The organism is Siculibacillus lacustris, from assembly GCF_004328075.1.
Classification (GTDB): domain Bacteria; phylum Pseudomonadota; class Alphaproteobacteria; order Rhizobiales; family Ancalomicrobiaceae; genus Siculibacillus; species Siculibacillus lacustris.
On sequence record NZ_SJFN01000054.1, the window covers coordinates 1 to 26,118 of the forward strand.

31 protein-coding genes, 1 tRNA gene and 1 pseudogene are annotated in these 26,118 nt (G+C 64.6%); all 33 read left to right on the forward strand.

Translation table 11 applies throughout. The features are described 5' to 3' along the window. On the forward strand, window positions 1-285 hold a 285-nt coding region (locus EYW49_RS21535; protein ID WP_456114986.1), incomplete at its 5' end, for an elongation factor Tu. Window positions 286-287: 2 nt separating this feature from the next. After that, a complete protein-coding gene (locus EYW49_RS23155; protein ID WP_165498369.1) occupies window positions 288-428 on the forward strand; it encodes a hypothetical protein in 141 nt (46 codons plus the stop codon). A gap of 192 nt (window positions 429-620) precedes the next feature. Further along, window positions 621-696: transfer RNA gene (locus EYW49_RS21540), tRNA-Trp, on the forward strand. Between the two features lie 101 nt (window positions 697-797). Next, entirely contained in the window at window positions 798-995 is a 198-nt protein-coding gene (gene secE, locus EYW49_RS21545; protein WP_131311691.1) for a preprotein translocase subunit SecE, read from the forward strand. 20 nt (window positions 996-1,015) lie between these two features. After that, on the forward strand, window positions 1,016-1,546 hold the full coding sequence (gene nusG, locus EYW49_RS21550) for a transcription termination/antitermination protein NusG (RefSeq protein WP_131311692.1): 531 nt from the start codon (window positions 1,016-1,018) through the stop codon (window positions 1,544-1,546). A 269-nt stretch (window positions 1,547-1,815) separates the two neighbouring features. Next, entirely contained in the window at window positions 1,816-2,262 is a 447-nt protein-coding gene (rplK, locus tag EYW49_RS21555; RefSeq protein ID WP_131311693.1) for a 50S ribosomal protein L11, read from the forward strand. A 4-nt stretch (window positions 2,263-2,266) separates the two neighbouring features. After that, window positions 2,267-2,968, forward strand: a complete 702-nt coding sequence (gene rplA, locus EYW49_RS21560) for a 50S ribosomal protein L1 (protein WP_131311694.1) — start codon at window positions 2,267-2,269, stop codon at window positions 2,966-2,968. A 442-nt stretch (window positions 2,969-3,410) separates the two neighbouring features. Next, window positions 3,411-3,929 carry a 50S ribosomal protein L10 gene (rplJ, locus tag EYW49_RS21565; RefSeq protein WP_131311695.1) on the forward strand — a complete coding sequence of 173 codons (519 nt, stop codon included), beginning with the start codon at window positions 3,411-3,413 and terminating at the stop codon, window positions 3,927-3,929. A gap of 55 nt (window positions 3,930-3,984) precedes the next feature. Continuing rightward, on the forward strand, window positions 3,985-4,362 hold the full coding sequence (gene rplL / locus EYW49_RS21570; RefSeq protein ID WP_131311696.1) for a 50S ribosomal protein L7/L12: 378 nt from the start codon (window positions 3,985-3,987) through the stop codon (window positions 4,360-4,362). Between the two features lie 267 nt (window positions 4,363-4,629). Then, complete coding sequence (gene rpoB, locus EYW49_RS21575) at window positions 4,630-8,763, forward strand: DNA-directed RNA polymerase subunit beta (RefSeq protein WP_131311697.1); 4,134 nt, start codon at window positions 4,630-4,632, stop codon at window positions 8,761-8,763. Between the two features lie 224 nt (window positions 8,764-8,987). Beyond that, window positions 8,988-13,181, forward strand: coding sequence for a DNA-directed RNA polymerase subunit beta' (gene rpoC / locus EYW49_RS21580; RefSeq protein ID WP_131311698.1), 4,194 nt, complete (start codon window positions 8,988-8,990; stop codon window positions 13,179-13,181). 550 nt (window positions 13,182-13,731) lie between these two features. Then, on the forward strand, window positions 13,732-14,103 hold the full coding sequence (rpsL, locus tag EYW49_RS21585; RefSeq protein ID WP_131311699.1) for a 30S ribosomal protein S12: 372 nt from the start codon (window positions 13,732-13,734) through the stop codon (window positions 14,101-14,103). Between the two features lie 75 nt (window positions 14,104-14,178). After that, window positions 14,179-14,649, forward strand: coding sequence for a 30S ribosomal protein S7 (rpsG, locus tag EYW49_RS21590; protein ID WP_131311700.1), 471 nt, complete (start codon window positions 14,179-14,181; stop codon window positions 14,647-14,649). 36 nt (window positions 14,650-14,685) lie between these two features. Next, entirely contained in the window at window positions 14,686-16,758 is a 2,073-nt protein-coding gene (fusA, locus tag EYW49_RS21595) for an elongation factor G (protein ID WP_131311701.1), read from the forward strand. Between the two features lie 39 nt (window positions 16,759-16,797). Next, a pseudogene (gene tuf, locus EYW49_RS21600) lies at window positions 16,798-17,952 on the forward strand (elongation factor Tu); the annotation flags it as partial. After that, window positions 17,936-18,199, forward strand: coding sequence for a 30S ribosomal protein S10 (gene rpsJ, locus EYW49_RS21605; RefSeq protein ID WP_206365530.1), 264 nt, complete (start codon window positions 17,936-17,938; stop codon window positions 18,197-18,199). The pseudogene tuf and the gene rpsJ, both read left to right, overlap by 17 nt. A gap of 79 nt (window positions 18,200-18,278) precedes the next feature. Continuing rightward, a complete protein-coding gene (gene rplC / locus EYW49_RS21610; RefSeq protein ID WP_131311702.1) occupies window positions 18,279-18,992 on the forward strand; it encodes a 50S ribosomal protein L3 in 714 nt (237 codons plus the stop codon). Then, window positions 18,992-19,621, forward strand: coding sequence for a 50S ribosomal protein L4 (gene rplD, locus EYW49_RS21615; protein ID WP_131311728.1), 630 nt, complete (start codon window positions 18,992-18,994; stop codon window positions 19,619-19,621). The genes rplC and rplD overlap by 1 nt, the downstream gene beginning before the upstream one ends. Before the next feature lie 2 nt (window positions 19,622-19,623). Next, a complete protein-coding gene (locus EYW49_RS21620; protein ID WP_131311703.1) occupies window positions 19,624-19,920 on the forward strand; it encodes a 50S ribosomal protein L23 in 297 nt (98 codons plus the stop codon). A 23-nt stretch (window positions 19,921-19,943) separates the two neighbouring features. After that, window positions 19,944-20,780: a 50S ribosomal protein L2 gene (rplB, locus tag EYW49_RS21625; protein ID WP_131311704.1), complete on the forward strand. Its 837-nt coding sequence runs from the start codon at window positions 19,944-19,946 to the stop codon at window positions 20,778-20,780. Between the two features lie 3 nt (window positions 20,781-20,783). Next, complete coding sequence (gene rpsS / locus EYW49_RS21630; RefSeq protein ID WP_131311705.1) at window positions 20,784-21,062, forward strand: 30S ribosomal protein S19; 279 nt, start codon at window positions 20,784-20,786, stop codon at window positions 21,060-21,062. A 5-nt stretch (window positions 21,063-21,067) separates the two neighbouring features. Beyond that, on the forward strand, window positions 21,068-21,445 hold the full coding sequence (rplV, locus tag EYW49_RS21635) for a 50S ribosomal protein L22 (protein WP_131311706.1): 378 nt from the start codon (window positions 21,068-21,070) through the stop codon (window positions 21,443-21,445). Further along, window positions 21,445-22,209: a 30S ribosomal protein S3 gene (gene rpsC / locus EYW49_RS21640; protein WP_131311707.1), complete on the forward strand. Its 765-nt coding sequence runs from the start codon at window positions 21,445-21,447 to the stop codon at window positions 22,207-22,209. Before rplV ends, rpsC begins: the two co-directional genes overlap by 1 nt. A 35-nt stretch (window positions 22,210-22,244) precedes the next feature. Next, window positions 22,245-22,658 (forward strand): 50S ribosomal protein L16, encoded by a 414-nt coding sequence (rplP, locus tag EYW49_RS21645; protein WP_131311708.1) that lies wholly within the window; start codon window positions 22,245-22,247, stop codon window positions 22,656-22,658. A 19-nt stretch (window positions 22,659-22,677) separates the two neighbouring features. Beyond that, window positions 22,678-22,872, forward strand: coding sequence for a 50S ribosomal protein L29 (rpmC, locus tag EYW49_RS21650; RefSeq protein ID WP_131311709.1), 195 nt, complete (start codon window positions 22,678-22,680; stop codon window positions 22,870-22,872). A gap of 11 nt (window positions 22,873-22,883) precedes the next feature. Further along, window positions 22,884-23,126 (forward strand): 30S ribosomal protein S17, encoded by a 243-nt coding sequence (gene rpsQ, locus EYW49_RS21655; RefSeq protein ID WP_131311710.1) that lies wholly within the window; start codon window positions 22,884-22,886, stop codon window positions 23,124-23,126. Window positions 23,127-23,163: 37 nt separating this feature from the next. Continuing rightward, window positions 23,164-23,532 (forward strand): 50S ribosomal protein L14, encoded by a 369-nt coding sequence (rplN, locus tag EYW49_RS21660; protein ID WP_131311711.1) that lies wholly within the window; start codon window positions 23,164-23,166, stop codon window positions 23,530-23,532. Beyond that, window positions 23,532-23,846, forward strand: a complete 315-nt coding sequence (gene rplX, locus EYW49_RS21665; protein WP_131311712.1) for a 50S ribosomal protein L24 — start codon at window positions 23,532-23,534, stop codon at window positions 23,844-23,846. Before rplN ends, rplX begins: the two co-directional genes overlap by 1 nt. Next, the gene (gene rplE, locus EYW49_RS21670; protein ID WP_131311713.1) at window positions 23,839-24,399 is read left to right on the forward strand and encodes a 50S ribosomal protein L5; all 561 of its coding nucleotides are present in this window, start codon (window positions 23,839-23,841) and stop codon (window positions 24,397-24,399) included. The genes rplX and rplE overlap by 8 nt, the downstream gene beginning before the upstream one ends. A gap of 27 nt (window positions 24,400-24,426) precedes the next feature. After that, window positions 24,427-24,732 carry a 30S ribosomal protein S14 gene (rpsN, locus tag EYW49_RS21675; protein ID WP_131311714.1) on the forward strand — a complete coding sequence of 102 codons (306 nt, stop codon included), beginning with the start codon at window positions 24,427-24,429 and terminating at the stop codon, window positions 24,730-24,732. Window positions 24,733-24,745: 13 nt separating this feature from the next. Beyond that, the gene (gene rpsH, locus EYW49_RS21680) at window positions 24,746-25,144 is read left to right on the forward strand and encodes a 30S ribosomal protein S8 (RefSeq protein ID WP_131311715.1); all 399 of its coding nucleotides are present in this window, start codon (window positions 24,746-24,748) and stop codon (window positions 25,142-25,144) included. Window positions 25,145-25,170: 26 nt separating this feature from the next. Further along, window positions 25,171-25,710 (forward strand): 50S ribosomal protein L6, encoded by a 540-nt coding sequence (rplF, locus tag EYW49_RS21685; protein ID WP_131311716.1) that lies wholly within the window; start codon window positions 25,171-25,173, stop codon window positions 25,708-25,710. 12 nt (window positions 25,711-25,722) lie between these two features. Further along, window positions 25,723-26,082, forward strand: a complete 360-nt coding sequence (gene rplR / locus EYW49_RS21690; RefSeq protein ID WP_131311717.1) for a 50S ribosomal protein L18 — start codon at window positions 25,723-25,725, stop codon at window positions 26,080-26,082. The last annotated feature ends 36 nt before the right edge of the window (window positions 26,083-26,118 follow it).

Here is a 26,118-nt window from a genome sequence, read left to right on the forward strand (position 1 = left end):
CCGCATACCAAGTTCGAGGCCGAGGCCTACATCCTGACCAAGGAAGAGGGTGGCCGTCACACGCCGTTCTTCTCGAACTATCGTCCGCAGTTCTACTTCCGGACCACCGACGTGACCGGGCAGGTTCACCTGCCGGAAGGCACGGAGATGGTGATGCCGGGCGACAACGTGAAGGTCGTCGTGGAACTGATCGTCCCGATCGCGATGGAAGAGAAGCTCCGCTTCGCCATCCGTGAAGGCGGTCGCACGGTTGGTGCAGGCGTGGTGGCGAAGATCATCGCCTGACGATGAACTTCGGCGCCGAGCCGTCCGCGGCCAACCGCGAACGGTGGCGGCGCCGGTGTCGTCGCCGAGATCATCGCCTGATCGACGTGATCGCGCCGACCGTGATGATCGCGGCCGGCGTCGATGCCGAGATCGGCGCCTGATCGGTGCACTGGATCGGCGGCCGAATCGTCGGCCGCTCACCCGGCGACAAATTCGCCCACCCTGTGGCGGGCGAAGCTCGGAGCCGCTAGACTGCGGTTCACGGGTTCGCGCGGAACACGAGACCCACGCGGCCGCCGAATTCGGTGGCCGTGACGCGGGGACGGCGAGAGCCGGAATTCGACTGTGCCTCTAGGGGTATAGCTCAGTTGGTAGAGCATCGGTCTCCAAAACCGAGGGTCGTAGGTTCGAGTCCTACTGCCCCTGCCAGTCGATTTCCTCTTGTCGATCGCTCGTCGATGCACTAGGTAGAACTTCCCAGCGGCGCGCTGAGGGGATCCCCTCACGCGCCCGCCTGTCGTGAGCGGCGGATGGCCAAGACCAATCCTTTCAACTTCGTGCAGCAGGTCCGTGACGAGGTCGCCAAGGTGACTTGGCCGACCCGCAACGAGACCGGCGTGACGACCCTGATGGTCGTCATCATGGCGTTCCTCGCTGCCTTCTTCTTCCTCGCGGCCGACCAGGTGATGGGTTGGGGCGTGAGTCTCGTTCTCGGCCTGGGCCGCTGACGACAGCCGGGGATACGCTGATGAACAAGCGTTGGTACATCGTCCACGCCTATTCGAACTTCGAGAACAAGGTCGCCGAATCGATCCGTGAGCGGGCCGCTCAGAACGGTCTGTCGGACCTGTTCGAGCAGATCCTGGTCCCGACCGAGAAGGTGACCGAAGTGCGCCGCGGCCGCAAGGTCGACACCGAGCGCAAATTCTTTCCGGGCTACGTGCTGGTCAAGGCGCAGCTCACCGATCAGGTCTTCCATCTGATCAAGAACACGCCGAAGGTCACCGGCTTCCTCGGCTCCGACAACAAGCCGATGCCGATCGCCGATGCCGAGGCCATGCGCATCCTGCAGCAGGTCGCCGACGGCGTCGAGCGGCCCAAGCCCTCGATCTCCTTCGAGATCGGCGAGAACGTCCGGGTCGCCGACGGCCCCTTCGCCTCGTTCAACGGAACCGTCGAGGAAGTCGACGAGGAGCGCTCGCGCCTCAAGGTGGCGGTGTCGATCTTCGGTCGCGCCACGCCGGTCGATCTCGACTACGGCCAGGTCGAAAAGGTCTGAGGACCGAACGAGTTTCGCGATTCCGTACCGCTCCTCGCGAGCGTGCCGGGTCGTCACGGGTCGTCGCCGGGTTCGCCCGGCGCGTCCGCCGATCGGGAGACAGTCCGATCGGATCCGACCTCCGTCGAGACGCGGCCCCGAGGGGCGGTGGCTGGACGGAGCGGCGGGAGGTTCTCCGGGTGTGTCGCCAGGCACCGGCCGGAACTCGACCGCCACCTCCGATGACGTCGACAGGGGTGACCCCGTCGGCCTGAAATGGGAGCCACCAGATGGCGAAGAAGGTACAGGGCTACATCAAGCTCCAGGTGCCGGCGGGTTCCGCGAACCCGTCGCCGCCGATCGGACCCGCGCTCGGTCAGCGCGGTCTGAACATCATGCAGTTCTGCAAGGACTTCAATTCGAAGACCGCGGAAATGCCCAAGGGTCAGCCGACCCCGGTGGTCATCACCTACTACACCGACAAGAGCTTCCAGTTCGAGTTCAAGACGCCGCCGGCCACCTTCTTCCTGAAGCAGGCCGCCAAGCTCGAGACCAAGAAGAAGCCCGGTTCCGGCTCCAAGCTGCCGGGCCGCACCTTCGTCGGCGAAGTCTCGCAGACCCAGGTCCGCGAAATCGCCGAAAAGAAGATGAAGGACCTGAACGCCGTCGACCTCGATGCGGCTGCCCGCATGATCGAGGGCACGGCGCGGTCCATGGGCCTTCGTGTGGTGGAGTGAGCCGATGACCAAGATCGCCAAGCGCGTGGCCAAGACCCGCGAAGGAATCGACCCCACCAAGCTCTACGGCCTCACCGAGGCGGTGAAGCTCGTCAAGGAGCGCGCGACCGCCAAGTTCGACGAGACCGTCGAGCTCGCCGTCAACCTCGGCGTCGACCCGCGTCACGCCGACCAGATGGTCCGTGGCGTGTGCAATCTGCCGAACGGCACCGGCCGCACGGTCCGCGTCGCGGTGTTCGCGCGCGGTGCCAAGGCCGATGAGGCCAAGACCGCGGGTGCCGACATCGTCGGCGCCGAAGACCTGCTGGCGGACATCCAGGGCGGCAAGATCGACTTCGATCGCTGCATCGCCACCCCGGACCTGATGCCGCTGGTCGGCCGTCTCGGCAAGATCCTCGGACCCCGTGGTCTGATGCCGAACCCCAAGGTCGGCACCGTGACCATGGACGTCACCAAGGCGGTCAACGACGCCAAGGGCGGCGCCGTCGAGTTCCGCGCCGAGAAGGCCGGCATCGTCCACGCCGGCGTCGGCAAGCGCTCGTTCTCCGACGAGGCCTTGATCGAGAACATCGTCGCCTTCTTCGAGGCGGTGAACCGGGCCAAGCCGACGGGCGCCAAGGGCACCTACGTCCAGCGCGTGGCCCTGTCCTCGACCATGGGTCCGGGCGTCAAGATCGACCCGACGTCGGTCCATCCCGCCTCCTGAGGCGGATCGTCGAATTCGACCGGCCGGGGGAGCGATCCCGCGGCCGGTGGATGCTTCCGGCGCGGGCCTCCCGGGTCCGGAAGCTCCGGTCCTCGCGGGCCATCGCGGCCTCGGCCGCGGCGAAGCGCGAGGGTCGTCTGTCCGAGACTGCAGGCGTGGGGTCCGGGGAGGGCGCGAGTCCCGACCGTCCCCACTTAATTCGTCGAACTCGGGTGCGATCCGAGGGGCCTGCACGAGGCGGGAAGAAACGGATTTCGAAGGGCGGGGTCGACCCGTTCCGCTCGAGTCGGTTCGGACCGTATTCCTTTGACCGCTGTGCGAACCGCGGCCTCAGGGGGACAGGAACATCGGGTGTCGAGCGCGGGAGCGATCCCGTCCGCCACCTCCTGCAACCGGCCTCGCGGTGCGTCCTGCACGCGGGGTCAAAGGGAAAGAGGCTGTCGTGGAAAGAGCGGAAAAGCGCGAACTGGTCGCGACGCTCAACGTCCAGTTCAAGTTGAACGGGTCCGTTGTCGTCGCGAAGTACGCGGGGCTCACCGTGGCGAACATGACCGCGTTGCGCGGGAAGGTTCGGGCCGCCGGTGGCACCGTCAAGGTCGCGAAGAACCGTCTCGCCAAGCTGGCCCTCGTCGGTACCGAACTCGAGCACATGGCGCACCTCTTCAAGGGGCCGACCGTGATCCTGTCTTCCAAGGATCCGGTGGCCGCTTCCAAGGTGGCGACCGACTTTGCCAAGACCAACGACAAGTTCGTGATTCTTGGTGGTGGTCTCGGCAAGCAGGCCCTCGACGTCAATGGCGTCAAGGCTCTGGCCGAACTGCCGTCGCTCGACGAGCTGCGCGCGAAGATCGTGGGGATCATCAACCAGCCGGCTTCCAAGCTGGCTTCGGTTGTGGCGGCCCCCGGCGGTGCGCTCGCTCGCGTCATCAAGGCGCGTGCCGACAAGGAACAGGCGGCGTGAGTCGTCGTCTTCGCATTTCGTACATCGTCCGAATCTACTCGTAAGGAACTATGCAATGGCTGATCTCAGCAAGATCGTGGACGAACTGTCCTCCCTGACCATCCTGGAAGCCGCCGAACTGGTGAAGACCCTCGAAGAGAAGTGGGGCGTCTCCGCCGCCGCGCCGGTGGCCGCCGCCGCCGCCGCCGGTCCGGCCGCCGCCGCTGCTCCCGTCGAAGAGCAGACCGAGTTCAACGTGATCCTGGCCGAAATCGGCGCCAACAAGATCAACGTGATCAAGGAAGTGCGCGCGATCACCGGCCTCGGCCTCAAGGAGGCCAAGGATCTGGTCGAAGCCGCTCCGAAGGCGGTCAAGGAAGCCGTGTCCAAGGACGAGGCCGAGAAGATCAAGAAGCAGCTCGAAGGCGCCGGCGCCAAGGTCGACGTCAAGTGATCGAACGCGGGCCTCTCGCCCGCGTCGTGTCGAATGTCCCGGGTCGCGTCATCGCGGCCCGGGATTTTCGGCGCTGAGGAACTCGGCGCCGGGAAGTCGGACGCGTCTCCTGATGGGTTGCGGATCTGAGACCGCAACCTGGGAGAGGGGCGCAGGAATTTCATGGGAACGGGGAGACGACGGTGCTCCCGAGATCCGACGGCCACGTGGGCGTGGCCGCCTGACGGGTCTCCGGATTGCCGTCGGTCAACCCGAGCGAGGACGACAATGGCCCAGACGTTCAACGGTCGTAGACGAGTCCGCAAGTTCTTCGGTTCGATCCGGGAAGTGGCGGAGATGCCCAACCTCATCGAGGTTCAGAAGGCGTCCTACGACCAGTTCCTTCAGGTCGACGAGCCCAAGGGCGGACGTCCCGACGAGGGGCTGCAGTCCGTCTTCCGGTCCGTGTTCCCGATTTCCGACTTCCAGGGCAAGGCCCTGCTCGAATTCGTGCGCTACGAGTTCGAACCGCCGAAGTACGACGTCGACGAGTGCCGCCAGCGCGGCATGACCTTCGCGGCTCCCCTCAAGGTGACGCTGCGACTGATCGTGTTCGATGTCGACGAAGACACCGGCGCCAAGTCCGTCAAGGACATCAAGGAGCAGGACGTGTTCATGGGCGACATGCCGCTCATGACCGACAACGGCACCTTCATCGTCAACGGCACCGAGCGCGTCATCGTCTCGCAGATGCACCGGTCGCCCGGCGTGTTCTTCGACCACGACAAGGGCAAGACCCATTCGTCGGGCAAGCTGCTGTTCGCCGCCCGCATCATCCCCTATCGCGGCTCGTGGCTCGACATCGAGTTCGACGCCAAGGACATCGTCTATGCGCGCATCGATCGGCGCCGCAAGATTCCGGTGTCCTCGCTCCTGTTCGCCCTCGGCATGGACGGCGAAGAGATCCTCGGCACCTTCTACAACAAGCTCAGCTACGAGCGCTCCGGTTCGTCGTGGCGCGTGCCCTACGACCCGGCGCGGATGCGCGGCTACAAGGCGATCAGCGATCTCATCGACGCCGACACCGGCGAAGTCGTGCTCGAGGCCGGCAAGAAGCTGACCGCCCGCCAGGCCCGCACCCTGTCCGAGAAGGGCCTCAAGGCCCTCAAGCTGTCCGACGAGGAAGTCACGGGCCAGTACCTCGGCGAGGACGTGGTCGATGCCAAGACCGGCATCATCCACGCCGAAGCCGGCCAGGAACTGACCGAGAAGCTGATCCGCTCGATCCTCGATCTCGGCCATCTCGAGATCCCGGTCCTCGACATCGACCACATCAACACCGGCGCCTATATCCGCAACACGCTGGCGGTCGACAAGAACGAGACCCGCGAGGACGCGCTGTTCGACATCTACCGCGTGATGCGTCCCGGCGAGCCGCCGACCATCGACACCGCGGAAGCGATGTTCCACTCGCTGTTCTTCGACAGCGAGCGCTACGACCTGTCGGCCGTCGGCCGCGTCAAGATGAACATGCGCCTCGACCTCCAGGTCGAAGACACCGTGCGCATCGTCCGCAAGGACGACATCCTGGCGGTGATCCGCACCCTGCTCGACCTGCGCGACGGCAAGGGCGAGATCGACGACATCGACAACCTCGGCAACCGCCGCGTCCGCTCGGTCGGCGAGCTGATGGAGAACCAGTACCGCGTCGGCCTGCTCCGCATGGAGCGCGCCATCAAGGAGCGCATGTCCAGTGTCGAGATCGACACCGTCATGCCCCAGGACCTGATCAACGCCAAGCCGGCGGCCGCCGCCGTGCGCGAGTTCTTCGGCTCCTCGCAGCTGTCGCAGTTCATGGACCAGACCAACCCGCTCTCGGAGATCACCCACAAGCGCCGCCTCTCGGCGCTCGGACCCGGTGGTCTGACCCGCGAGCGCGCCGGCTTCGAAGTCCGCGACGTGCATCCGACCCACTACGGCCGCATGTGCCCGATCGAGACGCCGGAAGGCCCGAACATCGGCCTGATCAACTCGCTCGCCACCTTCGCCCGGGTCAACAAGTACGGCTTCATCGAAGCGCCCTATCGCAAGGTGCGTGACGGTGCGGTGACCGAAGAGGTGCTCTACCTCTCGGCGACCGAAGAGTACAAGCACCACATCGCCCAGTCGAACGCCGTGCTCGACGCCCAGGGCCGCCTGACCGAGGAACTGATCGTCTGCCGGCACGCCGGCGAGAACGTGATGGTCCCGATCGAGCGCGTCGACTACATGGACGTGTCGCCGAAGCAGCTCGTCTCGGTCGCCGCGGCGTTGATTCCGTTCCTCGAGAACGACGACGCCAACCGCGCGCTGATGGGCTCGAACATGCAGCGCCAGGCGGTGCCGCTGGTCCGCTCCGAGGCGCCGTTCGTCGGCACCGGCATGGAGTCGGTGGTGGCCCGCGATTCCGGTGCGGCGATCGGTGCCAAGCGCGCCGGCATCGTCGACCAGGTCGACGCCACGCGTATCGTCATCCGCGCCACCGGCGATCTCGACCCGTCGAAGTCCGGCGTCGACATCTACCGGTTGATGAAGTACCAGCGCTCCAACCAGTCGACCTGTATCAATCAGCGTCCGCTGGTCCGCGTCGGTGACATCATCGAGAAGGGCGACATCATCGCCGACGGTCCCTCGACCGATCTCGGCGATCTGGCGCTCGGCCGCAACGTGCTCGTCGCGTTCATGCCGTGGAACGGCTACAACTACGAGGACTCGATCCTCCTCTCCGAGAACATCGTCAAGGACGACGTGTTCACCTCGATCCATCTCGAAGAGTTCGAGGTGATGGCCCGCGACACCAAGCTCGGCCCCGAGGAGATCACCCGCGACATCCCGAACGTCTCGGAAGAAGCGCTGAAGAACCTCGACGAAGCCGGCATCGTCTACATCGGTGCGGAAGTTCGTCCGGGCGACATCCTGGTCGGCAAGATCACCCCGAAGGGCGAGAGCCCGATGACGCCGGAAGAGAAGCTCCTGCGCGCCATCTTCGGCGAAAAGGCCTCCGACGTCCGCGATACGTCGCTCCGCGTGCCCCCGGGCGTGCAGGGCACGATCGTCGAGGTGCGCGTGTTCAATCGGCACGGTGTCGAGAAGGACGAGCGCGCCATGGCGATCGAACGCGAGGAGATCGAACGCCTCGCCAAGGACCGCGACGACGAACAGGCGATTCTCGACCGCAACGTCTACGGCCGTCTGACCGAGATGCTGATCGGCAAGATCGCGTCCTCCGGCCCCAAGGGCTTCAAGAAGGAAACCGAGATCACCCAGGAACTGATCGAGGAATATCCTCGGTCCCAGTGGTGGATGTTCGCGGTCGCCGACGAGAAGATGATGGGCGAGATCGAAGCCCTGCGCGGTCAGTACGACGAGAGCCGCAAGCGTCTCGAGCAGCGCTTCATCGACAAGGTGGAGAAGCTCCAGCGCGGCGACGAACTGCCCCCGGGCGTCATGAAGATGGTCAAGGTCTTCGTGGCGATCAAGCGCAAGATCCAGCCGGGCGACAAGATGGCCGGCCGTCACGGCAACAAGGGTGTCGTGTCGCGGATCATGCCGGTCGAGGACATGCCGTATCTGGAAGACGGCACCAACGTCGACATCGTGTTGAACCCGCTCGGCGTGCCGAGCCGCATGAACGTCGGTCAGATTCTCGAGACTCATCTCGGCTGGGCCTGCGCGGGCCTGGGCAAGAAGATCGACGGCATGCTCGAGGCCTACCGCAAGTCGGGCGATCTCTCCCCGGTGCGGATGGAGATCTCCTCGATCTACGGCGAGAACGCCAAGGGCGAGAATCCCAACGACTACGACGACGAATCGCTGGTGCGACTCGCCGAGACGCTCCGCAAGGGTGTTCCGATCGCCACCCCGGTGTTCGACGGTGCCAAGGAGCACGACATCGAAGCGGCGCTCGACAAGGCCGGTCTCGCCCATTCGGGCCAGATGGTGCTCTACGACGGACGTACCGGCGACCCCTTCGATCGCAAGGTGACCGTCGGCTACATCTACATGCTGAAGCTCCACCACCTCGTCGACGACAAGATCCATGCCCGGTCGATCGGCCCCTACAGCCTCGTGACCCAGCAGCCGCTGGGCGGCAAGGCCCAGTTCGGCGGCCAGCGCTTCGGCGAAATGGAAGTGTGGGCGCTCGAGGCCTACGGCGCGGCCTACACCCTGCAGGAGATGTTGACGGTGAAGTCCGACGACGTCGCCGGCCGGACCAAGGTCTACGAGGCGATCGTCCGTGGCGACGACACCTTCGAGGCCGGCATCCCGGAGAGCTTCAACGTGCTCGTCAAGGAAATGCGGTCGCTCGGGCTCAACGTCGAGCTGGTGGGGACCCCGGGGCGGTCGGACGACGGCACGCCCGGAGCCCAGGCGGCGGAGTGATCCGCGGCCCTTCGGCCCCGAACGGCGCGCTTCGCGGCATCCCCGCGGAGCGCGCGCCTTGTCCGGGCCGCAATCGTATGTGTCAGAGAGTATGACGAAGGAGTTCGACTCGACCGTCTCCGGACGATCGACCGGGCTTCAGCCGAATGACAGGTAATCTCGGGCTGATCGTGCTCCCCGTTGCGGCGACGGGAGCGGGCGCGATCGCCGACAGGAGACGGCTCATGAATCAAGAAGTGATGAACATCTTCTCGCCCCAGACCCCGACGGCGCCGGTCTTCGACGCCATCCGGATCTCGATCTCGAGCCCTGAGAAGATCCTGTCCTGGTCCTTCGGCGAAATCAAGAAGCCGGAGACGATCAATTATCGGACGTTCAAGCCCGAGCGCGACGGCCTGTTCTGCGCACGGATCTTCGGCCCGATCAAGGACTACGAGTGCCTGTGCGGTAAGTACAAGCGCATGAAGTACAAGGGCGTCATCTGCGAGAAGTGCGGCGTCGAAGTGACCCTCTCGCGCGTCCGGCGCGAGCGCATGGGCCACATCGAGCTCGCCGCGCCCGTCGCCCACATCTGGTTTCTGAAGTCGCTGCCGAGCCGCATCGGCATGCTGATGGACATGACGCTCAAGGATCTCGAGCGGATTCTCTATTTCGAGAACTATGTCGTCACCGAGCCCGGCCTCACCCCCCTGAAGCTGCATCAGCTGCTCAGCGAGGAGGAGTTCCTCAAGGCCCAGGACGACTACGGCGAAGACAGCTTCACCGCCATGATCGGCGCCGAGGCGATCCGCGACATGCTGATGGCGATGGATCTGCCGAAGATCGCCGACCAGCTGCGCGTCGACATCGCCGAAGCCACCGGCGACCTCAAGCCCAAGAAGCTCGCCAAGCGCCTGAAGCTGGTCGAGTCGTTCATCGAGTCGGGCAACCGGCCCGAGTGGATGATTCTGACCGTCGTGCCGGTGATCCCGCCGGATCTGCGCCCGCTCGTCCCCCTGGACGGCGGCCGCTTCGCCACGTCGGATCTCAACGACCTCTACCGCCGCGTGATCAACCGCAACAACCGTCTGAAGCGGCTGATCGAACTGCGCGCCCCGGACATCATCATCCGCAACGAGAAGCGCATGCTTCAGGAAGCGGTCGATGCGCTGTTCGACAACGGCCGTCGCGGCCGCGTCATCACCGGCGCCAACAAGCGCCCGCTGAAGTCGCTCGCCGACATGCTCAAGGGCAAGCAGGGCCGGTTCCGTCAGAACCTGCTCGGCAAGCGCGTCGACTATTCCGGCCGTTCGGTCATCGTCGTCGGCCCGGAGCTCAAGCTGCATCAGTGCGGCCTGCCGAAGAAGATGGCGCTCGAGCTGTTCAAGCCCTTCATCTACAGCCGTCTCGACGCCAAGGGCCTGTCCTCGACCGTCAAGCAGGCCAAGAAGCTGGTCGAGAAGGAGCGTCCCGAAGTGTGGGACATCCTCGACGAGGTCATCCGCGAGCATCCGGTGATGCTGAACCGCGCCCCGACGCTGCATCGCCTCGGCATCCAGGCCTTCGAGCCGGTGCTGATCGAGGGCAAGGCGATTCAGCTGCATCCGCTGGTCTGCACCGCCTTCAACGCCGACTTCGACGGCGACCAGATGGCCGTGCACGTTCCGCTGAGCCTCGAGGCCCAGTTGGAAGCCCGCGTGCTGATGATGTCGACCAACAACATCCTGCACCCGGCCAACGGTCAGCCGATCATCGTGCCGTCGCAGGACATCGTGCTCGGCCTCTATTATCTGTCGCTGATGAGCGAGAACGAGCCGGGCCAGGGCATGGCCTTCGCCAATCTCGGTGAGATGACCCACGCCATCGAGGCCAAGGCCATCACCCTGCACTCCAAGATTCGCGGCCGGGTGACCAGCCTCGACGCCGAGGGCAAGCCCTACACCAAGATCTACGAGACCACCCCCGGCCGCATGTACATCGGCGAGCTTCTGCCGAAGCACGCCGGCATCTCCTACGACGTCTGCAACCAGCTGATGACGAAGAAGAACATCTCCGGCATGATCGACGCGGTCTATCGGACCTGCGGTCAGAAGGAGACGGTCATCTTCTGCGATCGCATCATGTCGCTCGGCTTCTACAACGCCTTCCGCGCCGGCATCTCCTTCGGCAAGGACGACATGGTCATCCCGGACACCAAGGTGAAGCTGGTGGGCGAGACCCAGCAGGCCGCCAAGGAGTTCGAGCAGCAGTACCAGGACGGCCTGATCACCCAGGGCGAAAAGTACAACAAGGTCGTCGACGCCTGGGCCAAGTGCACCGATCGCGTCGCCGAGGAGATGATGAAGCGCATCTCCACGGTTCAGTATGATCCGGAGACCAAGCGTCAGCTGCCGATCAACTCGATCTACATGATGTCGCACTCCGGAGCGCGTGGCTCTCCGACCCAGATGCGCCAGCTCGCCGCCATGCGCGGCCTGATGGCCAAGCCGTCGGGCGAGATCATCGAGACGCCGATCATCTCGAACTTCAAGGAAGGCCTGACCGTGTTGGAGTACTTCAACTCCACCCACGGTGCCCGTAAGGGTCTGGCCGACACCGCCTTGAAGACCGCCAACTCGGGCTACCTGACCCGCCGTCTCGTCGACGTCGCGCAGGATTCGATCATCACCGAGCAGGATTGCGGCTCCCAGGGCGGCATCCATGTCCAGGCGATCGTCGATTCCGGTCAGATCGTCGCCTCGCTCGGCAGCCGTATCCTCGGTCGTGTCACCGCCGAAGACGTGTTCGACGCGGCGACCGGCGAGCTCGTGGCCCCCCGTGGCCGCCTGATCGACGAGGCCGACGTCAAGCGGTTCGAAGCGGCCGGCATCCAGTCGGTCAAGATCCGCTCGGTGCTGACCTGCGAGACCAAGATCGGCGTCTGCGTCCAGTGCTACGGACGCGACCTGGCGCGCGGTACCCCGGTCAACCTCGGCGAGGCGGTCGGCGTCATCGCCGCCCAGTCGATCGGCGAGCCGGGCACCCAGCTCACCATGCGCACCTTCCACGTCGGCGGCACCGCCCAGGTGGTCGACAGTTCCTTCGTCGAATCCAACTTCGAAGGCACCATCACCATCCGCAATCGCAACGTGGCGCGCGACTCGGAAGGCCGCCTGATCGTCATGGGCCGCAACGTCACCGTCCTCATCCTCGATGCCGACGGTTCGGAGCGCAGCACCCATCGTCTGATCTACGGTGCCCGTCTGTTCGTCGACGAGGGCGACAAGGTGAAGCGCGGCCAGCGCATCGCCGAGTGGGACCCCTACACCCGCCCGATCCTCACCGAGGTCGAGGGCACGGTCGCCTACGAGGATCTGATCGACGGTCAGACCATGCAGGAGTCCACCGACGACGCGACCGGCATCACCAAGCGCGTGGTCATCGACTGGCGGGCCTCCACCCGCACCTCCGACCTCAAGCCGGCGATCGTCATCAAGACCGCCGACGGCAAGCTCGCGCGTCTCAGCCGCGGTGGCGAAGCCCGCTATCCGCTGCCGGTCGAAGCGGTCCTGTCCTACGACCCGGGCTCCAAGGTCAACGCCGGCGATGTCGTCGTGCGTATCCCCCTGGAGAGCGCCAAGACCCGCGACATCACCGGCGGTCTGCCGCGCGTCGCCGAACTCTTCGAGGCGCGTCGTCCCAAGGACCACGCGATCATCGCCGAGATCGACGGCACCATCCGCTTCGGGCGCGACTACAAGAACAAGCGTCGCATCCTGATCGAGCCGGCCGACGGGTCCGAACCGCGCGAGTACCTCATCCCCAAGGGCAAGCACGTCCATCTCCAGGACGGCGACGCCATCGAGAAGGGCGAGTACATCCTCGACGGCAATCCGGCCCCGCACGACATCCTGGCGATCAAGGGCGTGGAGGCTCTCGCGGCCTTCCTCGTCAACGAGATCCAGGAGGTCTACCGGCTCCAGGGCGTGGGCATCAACGACAAGCACATCGAGGTCATCGTCCGGCAGATGCTGCAGAAGGTCGAGATCACCGATCCCGGCGATTCCGACACCATCACCGGCGAGCAGATCGACCGCCTCGATCTCGACGTGCTCAACGAGAAGCTGATCTCCGAGGGCAAGAAGCCCGTCTCCGGCAACCCGGTGCTGCTCGGCATCACCAAGGCCAGCCTGCAGACCCGCTCCTTCATCTCGGCGGCGTCGTTCCAGGAGACCACCCGCGTCCTCACGGAAGCGGCTGTCGCCGGCAAGATCGACGCCCTCGAAGGCCTCAAGGAGAACGTCATCGTCGGCCGTCTGATCCCGGCGGGCACCGGTTCGGTGATGAACCGCGTCCGTCAGATCGCCAGCCATCGCGACGAGCTGATCATCGAGGAGCGCAAGGGCCAGCAGACCACCGCGCCGTCGATCGAGACGCCGGCGCTGCCGGCCGCCTTCTGAGCGACTCGGACTCGTACGAATCGAAGAGGCGCCGCGGGGAGCGATTCCCGCGGCGCCTTTTTGGCATCGACGGCGGGATTCACGCCGCGTCTGTCGCCCTGGTAACGGAATCTTCGTCGAATCCGGGGAGGCGAGGGGCAAGGAAGCCGAGGCAACCCGCCGAAACCGGCCGAAGCCGCGGAGAATCCCGGCTTCGACCTTGGAATGACACTTGACGGGGCGGAGCCGCGCGGTTAGGTTCCGCTCACTTTCACGACAGGCCCGTCGGCGGCCAAGGTTTCGTTTGCCTCCGAGCAAAGGAAACAGGGCGCCGAGACGCTGTTGGGAACGCGATTGGAAAGCTGAGGATCATGACCAGGGTTCGCCCCGGTCCTCTGACTTTCGCACCGGACGAGGACTTGCTCCTCGCAGTCCGGTGTTTTTCGTTCGTCTCTTCCGAGATCGACGAAGTCGCGACCCGGCGGTGATCCCAGGATCGGTCGGGTGTCGAAATGCGCGTGAGTGCAGGAAAGACGGCCGTGAGGCCGGGTCACGAGAAGGCTGAAGACGAATGCCGACGATCAACCAGCTCATCCGCAGCCCGCGGCAGGCGCCGGTCAAGCGGAACAAGGTTCCGGCCATGGATGCCTGCCCGCAGAAGCGTGGCGTGTGCACCCGCGTCTATACGACGACGCCGAAGAAGCCCAACTCGGCGCTCCGCAAGGTCGCCAAGGTCCGCCTGACCAACGGCTACGAAGTGATCGGCTACATCCCGGGTGAAGGCCACAACCTTCAGGAACACTCGGTGGTGATGATCCGTGGCGGCCGCGTCAAGGACTTGCCGGGCGTGCGCTACCACATTCTGCGCGGCGTGCTCGACACCCAGGGTGTCAAGGACCGCAAGCAGCGCCGGTCCAAGTACGGCGCCAAGCGTCCGAAGTGATCGGGCAGCCGACGAAGGTCCCCGGGCTGGCTCCGGGGAACGAGATCAAGAGTTTCGAACGACCGAGGAAGACAGATGTCCCGTCGTCATTCTGCCGAGAAGCGTGAGATCAACCCGGATCCGAAGTTCGGGGACGTCATCGTTTCGAAGTTCATGAACAACGTCATGGAAGACGGCAAGAAGTCGGTCGCCGAGTCGATCGTCTACGGAGCCTTCGACCTGATCGAAAAGAAGACTCGTCAGGATCCGCTGGCGATCTTCCATTCCGCCCTCGAGAACGTCGCGCCGCAGATCGAAGTTCGGTCGCGTCGCGTCGGCGGCGCCACCTACCAGGTGCCGGTCGAAGTCCGCACCGAGCGTCGCCAGGCTCTGGCGATCCGGTGGTTGCTGATCGCCACCCGCGGTCGCAACGAGAAGACCATGACGGAGCGTCTGTCGGCTGAGCTGCTCGACGCCTCGAACAACCGCGGAAACGCGGTCAAGAAGCGTGAAGACACGCATCGTATGGCTGAGGCGAACCGCGCCTTCTCCCACTATCGCTGGTGATCCTTCGCTTTTCCGACGTTTCCGACGAGGTCTGACATGCCCCGACTTCACGCCATCGAAGACTATCGCAACTTCGGCATCATGGCTCACATCGATGCCGGCAAGACGACGACCACCGAGCGTGTGCTCTATTACTCCGGTAAGAGCCACAAGATCGGTGAAGTCCACGACGGCGCTGCCACCATGGATTGGATGGAGCAGGAGCAGGAGCGTGGCATCACGATCACCTCGGCGGCCACCACCACCTATTGGAACGGCAAGCGCCTGAACATCATCGACACCCCCGGCCACGTCGACTTCACCATCGAAGTCGAACGGTCGCTGCGTGTGCTCGACGGCGCCGTCTGCGTCCTGGACTCCAACCAGGGCGTCGAGCCGCAGACCGAGACCGTATGGCGTCAGGGCGACAAGTACTCGGTGCCGCGGATCATCTTCTGCAACAAGATGGACAAGATCGGCGCCGACTTCGATCGTTGCGTGACCGACATCAAGGTCCGTCTGGGTGCCAAGCCGATCCCGATCCAGTTCCCGATCGGTGCGGAACAGAATTTTGCCGGCCTCGTGGACCTGGTCCGCATGAAGGCCGTGATCTGGGAAAACGAGGCGCTCGGCGCCAACTACCACGACGAAGAGATTCCCGCCGACATGCTCGCCAAGTGCGAAGCCGGTCGGATCGAGATGATCGAAGCCTGTGTCGATCTCGACGAGACCGCGATGGAACAGTACCTCGACGGCATCATGCCCGACGAGGCGACCATCAAGCGCCTGCTCCGCAAGGCCGTCGTGACCGGCGCCTTCTATCCGGTGCTGTGCGGCTCGGCCTTCAAGAACAAGGGCGTGCAGCCCCTGCTCGACGCCGTCGTCGACTACCTGCCGTCGCCCCTCGATCGCCCGGCGATCAAGGCCATCGACGTCAAGACCGACCTCGAGACCGAGCGTCATGCTTCCGACAGCGAGCCGCTGTCGCTCCTCGGCTTCAAGCTGATGGACGACCAATACGGCATCCTGACCTTCTGCCGCATCTACTCGGGTCACCTCGAGAAGGGCGTCAGCCTGCTGAATTCGGTGCGCGGCAAGACCGAGCGCGTCGGCCGCATGGTGCTCATGCACGCCGACAGCCGTGAAGAGATCTCCGAGGCCTTCGCCGGCGACATCGTCGCTCTGGTCGGCCTCAAGGACACCCGCACCGGCGACACCCTGTGCGACCCCAACCATCCGGTCATCCTCGAGCGCATGGAATTCCCCGAGCCCGTCATCGAGATGGCCGTGGAACCCAAGTCCAAGGTCGACCAGGAGAAGATGGGCGTGGCGCTGGCCAAGCTCGCGGCCGAGGATCCGTCCTTCCGCGTGTCGACCGACAGCGAGTCCGGTCAGACCATCATCAAGGGCATGGGCGAGCTTCATCTCGACATCAAGGTGGACATTCTGAAGCGCACCCACAAGGTGGAAGTCAACGTCGGCGCCCCGCAGGTCGCCTACCGCGAAACCATCCGCCGCTCCACCGACATCGACTACACCCACAAGAAGCAGACCGGTGGTACCGGCCAGTTCGCCCGGGTGAAGTTCCACATCGAGCCGAACGAGTCCGGCAAGGGCTTCGAATTCGTCTCGAAGGTGATCGGCGGGTCGGTTCCCAAGGAATATCTGCCCGGCGTCGAAAAGGGCCTGAACTCGGTGCTGACCTCCGGTCCGGTCGCCGGCTTCCCCGTCGTCGACGTCAAGGTCCAGCTGATCGACGGCGCCTACCACGAGGTCGACTCCTCGGCCATCGCCTTCGAGATCGCGTCTCGTTCGGCGTTCCGTGAAGGCCTCGAAAAGGCCGGCGCGGTGTTGCTCGAGCCGATCATGAAGGTCGAGGTCGTGACCCCCGAGGAATATCTCGGATCGGTCATCGGCGACCTCAACTCGCGGCGCGGGCAGATCGCCGGCACCGATACGCGCGGCAATGCGCAGATCGTCAATGCGATGGTGCCGCTGGCCAACATGTTCGGCTACGTGAACCAGTTGCGTTCGTTCAGCCAGGGCCGTGCCAGCTACACGATGCAGTTCGACCACTACGAAGAAGTGCCGTCGAACGTCGCTCAGGAAGTCCAGAAGAAGTTCGCCTGATCGACCCGATCAAGCTCAGAAGGATCGCGGAGCAATCCGATGGCCAAAGAAAAGTTCAATCGCGACAAGCCGCACTGCAACATCGGCACGATCGGGCACGTCGACCATGGCAAGACGTCGCTGACCGCGGCGATCACCAAGGTCCTGGCGGAGACCGGCGGCGCGACGTTCAAGGCGTATGACCAGATCGACGCGGCGCCCGAAGAAAAGGCGCGCGGCATCACCATCAACACCGCCCACGTCGAGTATCAGACCAAGGCGCGTCACTACGCCCACGTCGACTGCCCCGGCCACGCCGACTACGTCAAGAACATGATCACCGGTGCCGCCCAGATGGACGGCGCGATCCTGGTCGTGTCGGCCGCCGACGGCCCGATGCCGCAGACCCGCGAGCACATCCTGCTCGCCCGTCAGGTCGGCGTGCCGGCCCTGGTGGTCTACCTGAACAAGGTCGACCTGGTCGACGACGCCGAACTCCTGGAGCTCGTCGAGCTCGAGGTGCGCGAGCTGCTGTCCTCCTACGGCTTCCCCGGCGACGACATCCCGATCATCCCGGGWTCGGCGACCGAAGCCCTCAAGGACGGCGACCCCAAGCTCGGCCACGAGTCGATCCTGAAGCTGATGCAGGCGGTCGACGAATACATTCCGCAGCCCGACCGTCCGGTCGATCTGCCGTTCCTGATGCCGGTCGAAGACGTGTTCACGATCTCCGGTCGTGGCACCGTGGTGACCGGCCGCGTCGAGCGTGGCGTGGTCAAGGTCGGCGAGGAAGTCGAGATCGTCGGCATTCGCCCGACCCGCAAGACCACCTGCACCGGCGTCGAGATGTTCCGCAAGCTGCTCGACTCGGGCCAAGCCGGCGACAACATCGGCGCGCTGCTGCGCGGCATCGAGCGCAAGGACGTCGAGCGCGGCCAGGTGCTGTGCAAGCCGGGCTCGGTGACGCCGCATACCAAGTTCGAGGCCGAGGCCTACATCCTGACCAAGGAAGAGGGTGGCCGTCACACGCCGTTCTTCTCGAACTATCGTCCGCAGTTCTACTTCCGGACCACCGACGTGACCGGGCAGGTTCACCTGCCGGAAGGCACGGAGATGGTGATGCCGGGCGACAACGTGAAGGTCGTCGTGGAACTGATCGTCCCGATCGCGATGGAAGAGAAGCTCCGCTTCGCCATCCGTGAAGGCGGTCGCACCGACGCGCGAGATCGTCAGCACGGCGAAGCGCACGGGCGCTTCGGTCCGTGGTCCGGTTCCGCTGCCGACGCGGATCGAGAAGTTCACGGTGAACCGCTCGCCGCACGTCGACAAGAAGAGCCGCGAGCAGTTCGAAATTCGAACCCACAAGCGTCTCCTCGACATCATCGATCCGACCCCTCAGACGGTCGACGCGCTGATGAAGCTCGACTTGGCGGCCGGCGTGGACGTCGAAATCAAGCTCTGAGGACTCAATTCCTCCGAGCCTCTGACTTAGATCCGGAGCGTTTCACTTTCGTGACGCTCCCCGAATGAGAGAGAACGCCATGCGTTCAGGTGTGATCGCACAGAAGCTGGGTATGACCCGCATCTACACCGATGCGGGAGAGCAGGTTCCGGTAACGGTCCTGCGGATGGACGGCTGTCAGGTCGTCGCCCAGCTGACCGAAGAAAAGAACGGCTACACCGCGCTTCAGCTCGGTGCCGGCGTCGCCAAGGTGAAGAACACCACCCAGGCGATGCGCGGGCACTTTGCGGCCGCCTCGGTGGAGCCCAAGCGGAAGGTCGTCGAATTCCGCGTCGATCCCGACAAGCTGATCGAGGTCGGCGCAGAGATCACCGCCGACCACTTCGTCGTCGGGCAGTTCGTCGACGTCACCGGCACTTCGGTCGGCAAGGGATTCCAGGGCGGTATGAAGCGCTGGAACTTCCGCGGCCTGCGGGCCACCCACGGCGTCTCGGTCTCGCACCGTTCGCTGGGTTCGACCGGTAACCGTCAGGACCCCGGCCGCACCTTCAAGAACAAGAAGATGGCCGGCCACATGGGCGCCGAACGGGTCACCACCCAGAACCTCAAGGTGATCCGCACGGACGTCGAGCGCGGTCTGATCCTGGTCGAGGGTTCGGTCCCCGGTTCGAAGGGCGGCTGGATCATCGTCCGCGACGCGGTCAAGCGCGCCGCGCCCGTGGGTCTGCCCATGCCCGGAGCCTTCAAGGCGCCGGTCGCCGTGGCGGCTGCAGCAGAGAAGGGGGCCGAGTGATGGAGCTCCAGGTCAAGACTCTCGACGGCGCCGAAGCCGGCACGATCACGCTCTCGGACGAGATCTTCGGTCTCGAGCCGCGCGCCGATCTGATCCAGCGCGTCGTCAACTGGCAGCTCGCCAAGCGGCGCGCCGGGACCCACAAGGTCAAGGGCCGCTCCGAGATCGCCCGCACCGGCAAGAAGATGTACAAGCAGAAGGGCACCGGTGGCGCCCGTCACGGCTCGCAGCGCGCGCCGATCTTCCGCGGCGGTGGGCGTGCTCACGGCCCGGTGGTGCGCAGCCACGCCCATGATCTGCCCAAGAAGGTCCGGGCCCTCGGCCTGCGCCATGCGCTCTCCGCCAAGGCGGCTTCGGCCTCGCTGGTGGTGATCGACCAGGCGGTCGCCTCGGTGCCCAAGACCAAGGCTCTGCAGGCGCAGTTCGACAAGCTCGGCTTCGTCAACGTGCTGGTGATCGGTGGCGCCGAGATCGACGCCAACTTCCGTCTCGCCGCCGGCAACATTCCGAACGTCGACGTGCTGCCCGTCCAGGGCATCAACGTCTACGACATCCTGCGTCGTCAGGTTCTCGTCCTCACCAAGGACGCGGTCGACGCACTCGAAGCTCGGTTCCGGGCGGAGGCGTGATCATGGCGATCCAGCTGTCACACTACGACGTGATCCGGTCTCCGGTGATCACCGAGAAGGCCACCATCGCTGCCGAGCAGAACAAGGTGGTGTTCAACGTCGCCAAGTCCGCGACCAAGCCCGAGATCAAGGCCGCCGTCGAGGCGCTGTTCAAGGTCAAGGTCGAGAAGGTCAACACGCTGGTCCGGCTCGGCAAGACGAAGCGCTTCAAGGGCTTCGTCGGCAAGCAGGACGACGTCAAGAAGGCGATCGTGACGTTGGCCGAAGGCCATCGGATCGACGTCACCACCGGGCTCTGAAGGCACGGGAAGGGTAGAAAACCATGGCGCTCAAGACCTTCAACCCGGTCACGCCCAGCCTTCGTCAGCTGGTCATCGTCGACCGCTCGGCCCTCTACAAGGGCAAGCCGTTGAAGGCCCTCACCGAAGGGCTTTCCAAGACCGGTGGTCGCAACAACCTCGGCCGCATCACTGCGCGCTTCAAGGGTGGCGGACACAAGCGGACCTATCGCATCGTCGACTTCAAGCGTCGCAAGATGGACGTGCCGGCGATCGTCGAACGGCTCGAATACGACCCGAACCGCACCGCCTTCATCGCGCTGGTGCGTTACGAGGACGGCGAGCTGAGCTACATCCTGGCGCCGCAGCGTCTGGCGGTCGGCGACACCGTGGTGTCGGGCGCCTTCGTCGACGTCAAGCCGGGCAACGCCATGCCGATCGGCAACATTCCGGTCGGTACGATCGTCCACAACGTGGAGATCAAGCCGGGCAAGGGTGGGCAGATCGCTCGGTCCGCCGGGTCCTACGCGCAGATCGTCGGCCGCGACCAGGGTTACGTCATCCTGCGCCTCGGTTCGGGCGAACAGCGTCTGATCCTGGCGACCTCGCTCGCCACGGTCGGTGCGGTTTCCAACCCGGACCACATGAACATTTCGTTGGGCAAGGCGGGACGCTCCCGCTGGCTCGGTCGGAAGCCGCACAATCGCGGCGTCACGATGAACCCGGTCGATCATCCGCACGGCGGCGGCGAAGGCCGCACCTCCGGCGGTCGTCATCCGGTGACCCCGTGGGGCAAGCCGACCAAGGGCAAGAAGACCCGCTCGAACAAGGCGACGAACAAGTTCATCGTCCGTTCGCGTCACGCCAAGAAGGGCAAGTAACCCATGGCTCGTTCAGTCTGGAAAGGTCCGTTCGTCGACGGGTACCTCCTGAAGAAGGCGGAAAAGGCTCGCGCGTCGAGCCGGGCCGAGGTGATCAAGATCTGGAGCCGTCGCTCCACGATCCTGCCGCACTTCGTCGGCCTCACCTTCGGCGTGTACAATGGTCAGAAGCACGTCCCCGTCCTCGTCTCCGAGGACATGGTCGGCCAGAAGTTCGGCGAGTTCTCGCCGACTCGGACCTACTACGGTCACTCGGCCGACAAGAAGGCGAGGAGGAAGTAAGCCCCATGTCGAAGCCCAAGACCGAACGGGTGCTGAAGGATATCGAAGCTCAGGCGGTTGCGCGGATGATCCGCGTCAGCCCCCAGAAGCTCAACCTCGTCGCCGCCATGATCCGTGGCAAGAAGGTCTCCCGCGCTCTCGCCGACCTGACGTTCTCGCGCAAGCGGATCGCCGGGGACGTCAAGAAGACGCTCGAGAGCGCGATCGCCAATGCCGAGAACAACCACGAACTCGACGTCGACAGTCTCGTCGTCGCCGAAGCCTTCGTGGGCAAGGCGCTGGTGATGAAGCGTTTCCATGCCCGGGCGCGCGGTCGCGCGTCGCGGGTCGAGAAGCCGTTCTCGAATCTGACGATCGTCGTCCGTGAAGTGGAGTCCGTCTGATGGGACAGAAGGTCAATCCGATCGGGCTTCGGCTCGGGATCAACCGCACCTGGGACTCCCGCTGGTACGCCGGCAAGGGCGAGTACGGCAAGCTGCTGCATGAGGATCTCGCGATCCGCAAGTATCTGCTCGCCGAGCTCAAGCAGGCCGCCGTGTCGAAGGTGGTGATCGAGCGTCCGCACAAGAAGTGCCGGGTGTCGATCCACACCGCTCGTCCGGGCGTCGTCATCGGCAAGAAGGGCGGCGACATCGACAAGCTGCGCAAGGGCGTGGCCAAGCTGACCGACAGCGAGGTCCACATCAACATCGTCGAAGTCCGCAAGCCGGAAATCGACGCGACCCTGGTCGCCGCTTCGATCGCTCAGCAGCTCGAGCGTCGTGTCGCCTTCCGCCGTGCGATGAAGCGCTCGGTCCAGTCGGCGATGCGCTTCGGCGCCGAAGGTATCCGCATCAACGCCTCCGGGCGTCTGGGCGGTGCCGAAATCGCGCGCCTCGAATGGTATCGCGAGGGGCGGGTTCCGCTTCACACCCTGCGTGCCGACATCGACTTCGGTGTCGCCACGGCGGTCACGGCCTACGGCACTTGCGGCCTCAAGGTCTGGATCTTCAAGGGCGAGATCCTGGAACACGATCCGATGGCTTCGGAGCGTCGTTCTCAGGAGCCGGACAACAGCCGGCCGCATCGCCCGGAAGGGCGCGATCGTGAGCGCGACGGTGAACGTCGCGGCCGCAATCGTCGTGATCGGGACAGCGAGCGGGCCTGAGGCCTGCCGCTACATTGGGATGAGAGAGAACGACGATGCTGCAGCCTAAGCGCACGAAGTTCCGCAAGCAGTTCAAGGGCCGGATCAAGGGAGCAGCCAAAGCCGGCTTCACCCTGGATTTCGGGACCTTCGGCCTGAAGGCGTTGGAGCCGGAGCGGGTGACCGCCCGGCAGATCGAGGCGGCTCGCCGCGCGATCACCCGGCAGATGAAGCGTCAGGGGCGCGTGTGGATTCGCGTGTTCCCCGACGTTCCGGTTTCTTCGAAGCCGACCGAAGTGCGCATGGGTAAGGGCAAGGGGGCTCCGGAGTTCTGGGCCGCTCGTGTTCATCCCGGGCGCATCCTTTTCGAAATCGATGGCGTCAGCCATGAGGTCGCCGAAGAGGCACTGCGGCTCGGGGCCGCCAAGCTGCCGATCAAGACGCGCTTCATCCAGCGCATCGCCGACTGACGCGTAAGGACGGAAGCCGATGACGAAGGCCGCCGAAATCAACACCAAGACGCTCGACGAACTCGGTGACGAGCTCGAGAAGCTGAAGAAAGAGCAGTTCAACCTCCGCTTCCAGAAGGCGACGGGACAGCTCGAAAACACGGCGCGGGTGCGCCAGGTCCGGCGCGGCATCGCGCGGATCCAGACCATCATCCGCGCCAAGAGCGCGAGCTAAGGGAGACGGCCATGCCGAAGCGCGTGCTGCAGGGCGTCGTCGTCAGCGACAAGAACGACAAGACGATCGTAGTCGAGGTGGAGCGTCGCTTCACCCATCCGCTTCTGAAGAAGACCGTGCGTCGTTCGAAGAAGTACCACGCTCACGATGAAGAGAACCGTTTCAAGATCGGTGATCAGGTCGCGATCGAGGAAGCCCGTCCGCTGTCGAAGAACAAGCGCTGGGTCGTCATCGCTCCGACCGCTACGGTCTGAAGCTGCGGCGACAGTGAATTAGGAAAGGCGGTCGGTCATGATCCAAGTACAGACCAACCTCGACGTCGCCGACAATTCGGGTGCCAAGCGCGTCATGTGCATCAAGGTACTCGGCGGCTCGAAGCGGAAGTACGCAACCGTGGGCGACATCATCGTCGTCTCGATCAAGGAGGCGATCCCCCGGGGTCGCGTCAAGAAGGGCGACGTCATGAAGGCGGTCGTCGTCCGCGTTTCGAAGGACGTTCATCGGGCGGACGGTCAGGTGATCCGTTTCGACCGGAATGCGGCCGTTCTGATCAACAATCAGAAAGAGCCGATCGGGACCCGTATCTTCGGACCGGTTCCGCGCGAACTGCGCGCGAAGAATCATACGAAGATTCTTTCGCTGGCGCCGGAGGTGCTGTGATGGCCGCGAAGATCAAGAAGGGCGACAAGGTCGTCGTGCTCGCCGGCCGTGACAAGGGCAAGGCGGGCGAGGTGCTCAATGTCAACCCGACGGAAGAGCGTGCGCTCGTCCGCGGCGTCAACATGGTGCAGCGCCACACCAAGCCGCAGGGCGTCAACGAGGGCGGGATCATCGCGAAGGAAGCGCCGATCCATCTGTCGAACCTCGCGGTCGCCGACAAGGACGGCAAGCCGACTCGCGTCGGTTTCAAGAAACTGGACGACGGCCGCAAGGTCCGCGTCGCCAAGCGCTCGGGAGACCTGATCGATGGCTGAGGTCAACGTGCAGTCGCCGCGCCTGAAGAAGCACTACGAAGAGGTGGTGCGCCCGGCGATGATCGAGAAGTTCGGTTACAAGAACACGTTCGAAGTGCCGAGCCTCGACAAGATCGTCATCAACATGGGCGTCGGCGAAGCCGTCGCCGACTCCAAGAAGGCCGCGGTCGCCGCCGCCGACCTGGCGCTCATCGCCGGCCAGAAGCCGGTCGTGACCCGCGCCCGCAAGGCGATCGCCACCTTCAAGATTCGCGAGAACATGCCGATCGGCGCCAAGGTCACCTTGCGCAAGGCCCGCATGTACGAGTTCCTGGACCGCTTCGTCACGATCGCGCTGCCGCGCGTCCGGGACTTCCGCGGACTGAACCCGAAGAGCTTCGACGGCCGCGGCAACTTCGCCCTGGGCGTCAAGGAACACATCGTTTTCCCGGAGATCAACTACGACAAGGTCGATCAGATCTGGGGAATGGACATCATCGTCTGTACGACGGCGAAGACCGACGACGAAGCACGGGAGCTCCTGCGGCTCTTCGACTTCCCGTTCCGTCAGTGACCCGTTACGGCAGAGGATAGGACCGACATGGCCAAGAAGAGCTCGATCGAGAAGAACGACCGCCGCCGCAAGTTGACGGCTCGCGATCTGAAGAAGCGCACCGAACTCAAGTCGGTGATCATGAATCGCGAATCCTCGCCCGAGGACCGGATGCAGGCGGTGTTCAAACTCGCCGAGATGCCGCGCAACGGGGCCAAGGTGCGCATCCGCAATCGTTGCGAAGTGACGGGCCGTCCGCGCGCCTATTACCGCAAGATGAAGATGTCGCGCATCGCGCTTCGCGAACTGGGCAACTCGGGCGTCATCCCGGGCCTGGTCAAGTCGAGCTGGTGAGGAACGAATACCCATGACCATGACCGATCCTCTGGGCGACATGATCACGCGCATCCGGAACGCCCAGCTCCGGAAGAAGTCCAAGGTTTCGACCCCGGCTTCGTCGCTGCGCGGCAATCTTCTCGACGTCCTCAAGGCCGAGGGCTACATCCGCGGCTACGCCAAGGTCGAATTCGACGGCGGCAAGTCCGAGTTCGAGATCGAGTTGAAGTATTTCGACGGCCAGCCGGTGATCCGCGAAATCGCGCGCGTCTCCAAGCCCGGCCGGCGCGTCTATACCTCGGTGACGAACATCCCGCGGGTCGCCAACGGCCTCGGTGTCACCATCCTTTCGACCCCGAAGGGCGTCATGGCCGATCATGCGGCCCGCGAGGCCAATGTCGGTGGCGAAGTCCTCTGCAAGGTCTTCTGAGGCCGGAAAACGAGACGGGTAGACCCATGTCACGCATCGGAAAGAAGGCCGTGCCGGTTCCTGCCGGCGTCACCGCGGAAATCGCGGGACAGGCCGTCAACGTCAAGGGACCGAAGGGGGCTCTGTCCTTCGTGGTCCATGATCTGGTCGCGGTCGATCAGTCGGCCGAGGGCATTGCCGTCAAGCCGCGCGACGAGACCAAACTCGCCCGCTCGCTGTGGGGCATGTCGCGCACGATGATCGCCAATCTGGTGACCGGCGTGTCGAAGGGTTTCGAGCGCAAGCTCGAGATCAACGGCGTCGGCTACAAGGCGGCGCTGAACGGCAAGGTCCTGACCTTGTCGCTCGGATACAGCCACGACGTGCTGTTCCCGGTTCCGGAAGGCATCGTGATCCAGGTTCTCGGCGCCAAGTCGGACCAGATCATCGTCTCCGGCATCGACAAGCAGCAGGTCGGCCAAGTCGCCGCGGAGATCCGTGAATGGCGCGGCCCCGAGCCCTACAAGGGCAAGGGCGTCAAGTACGCCGAAGAGAAGATCTTCCGCAAGGAAGGCAAGAAGAAGTAAGGAGCTGCCGCCATGGCCATACAGACCTCTACGGAGCGTCGTGCCGCGCGTGTGCGCCGTGCCGTCAAGGCGGCGGCGAACGGCCGTCCCCGGCTCTCGGTTCATCGCTCGTCGAAGAACATCTATGCGCAGATCATCGACGACGTCGAAGGCAAGACCCTGGTCTCCGCTTCGACGTTGGAGACTGTGCTCAAGGACAGCCTGAAGACCGGCGCCGATACCGACGCCGCGACGGCCGTCGGCAAGCTCGTCGCCGAACGTGCGGTCGCCGCAGGAGTGACGCAGGTCGTGTTCGACCGCGGTCGCTTCATCTACCACGGCCGCGTCAAGGCGCTCGCCGAAGCCGCCCGCGAGGGCGGCCTCGACTTCTGATCCGAAAGACCATGGCGCGCCGGGACGGCTGCGCTC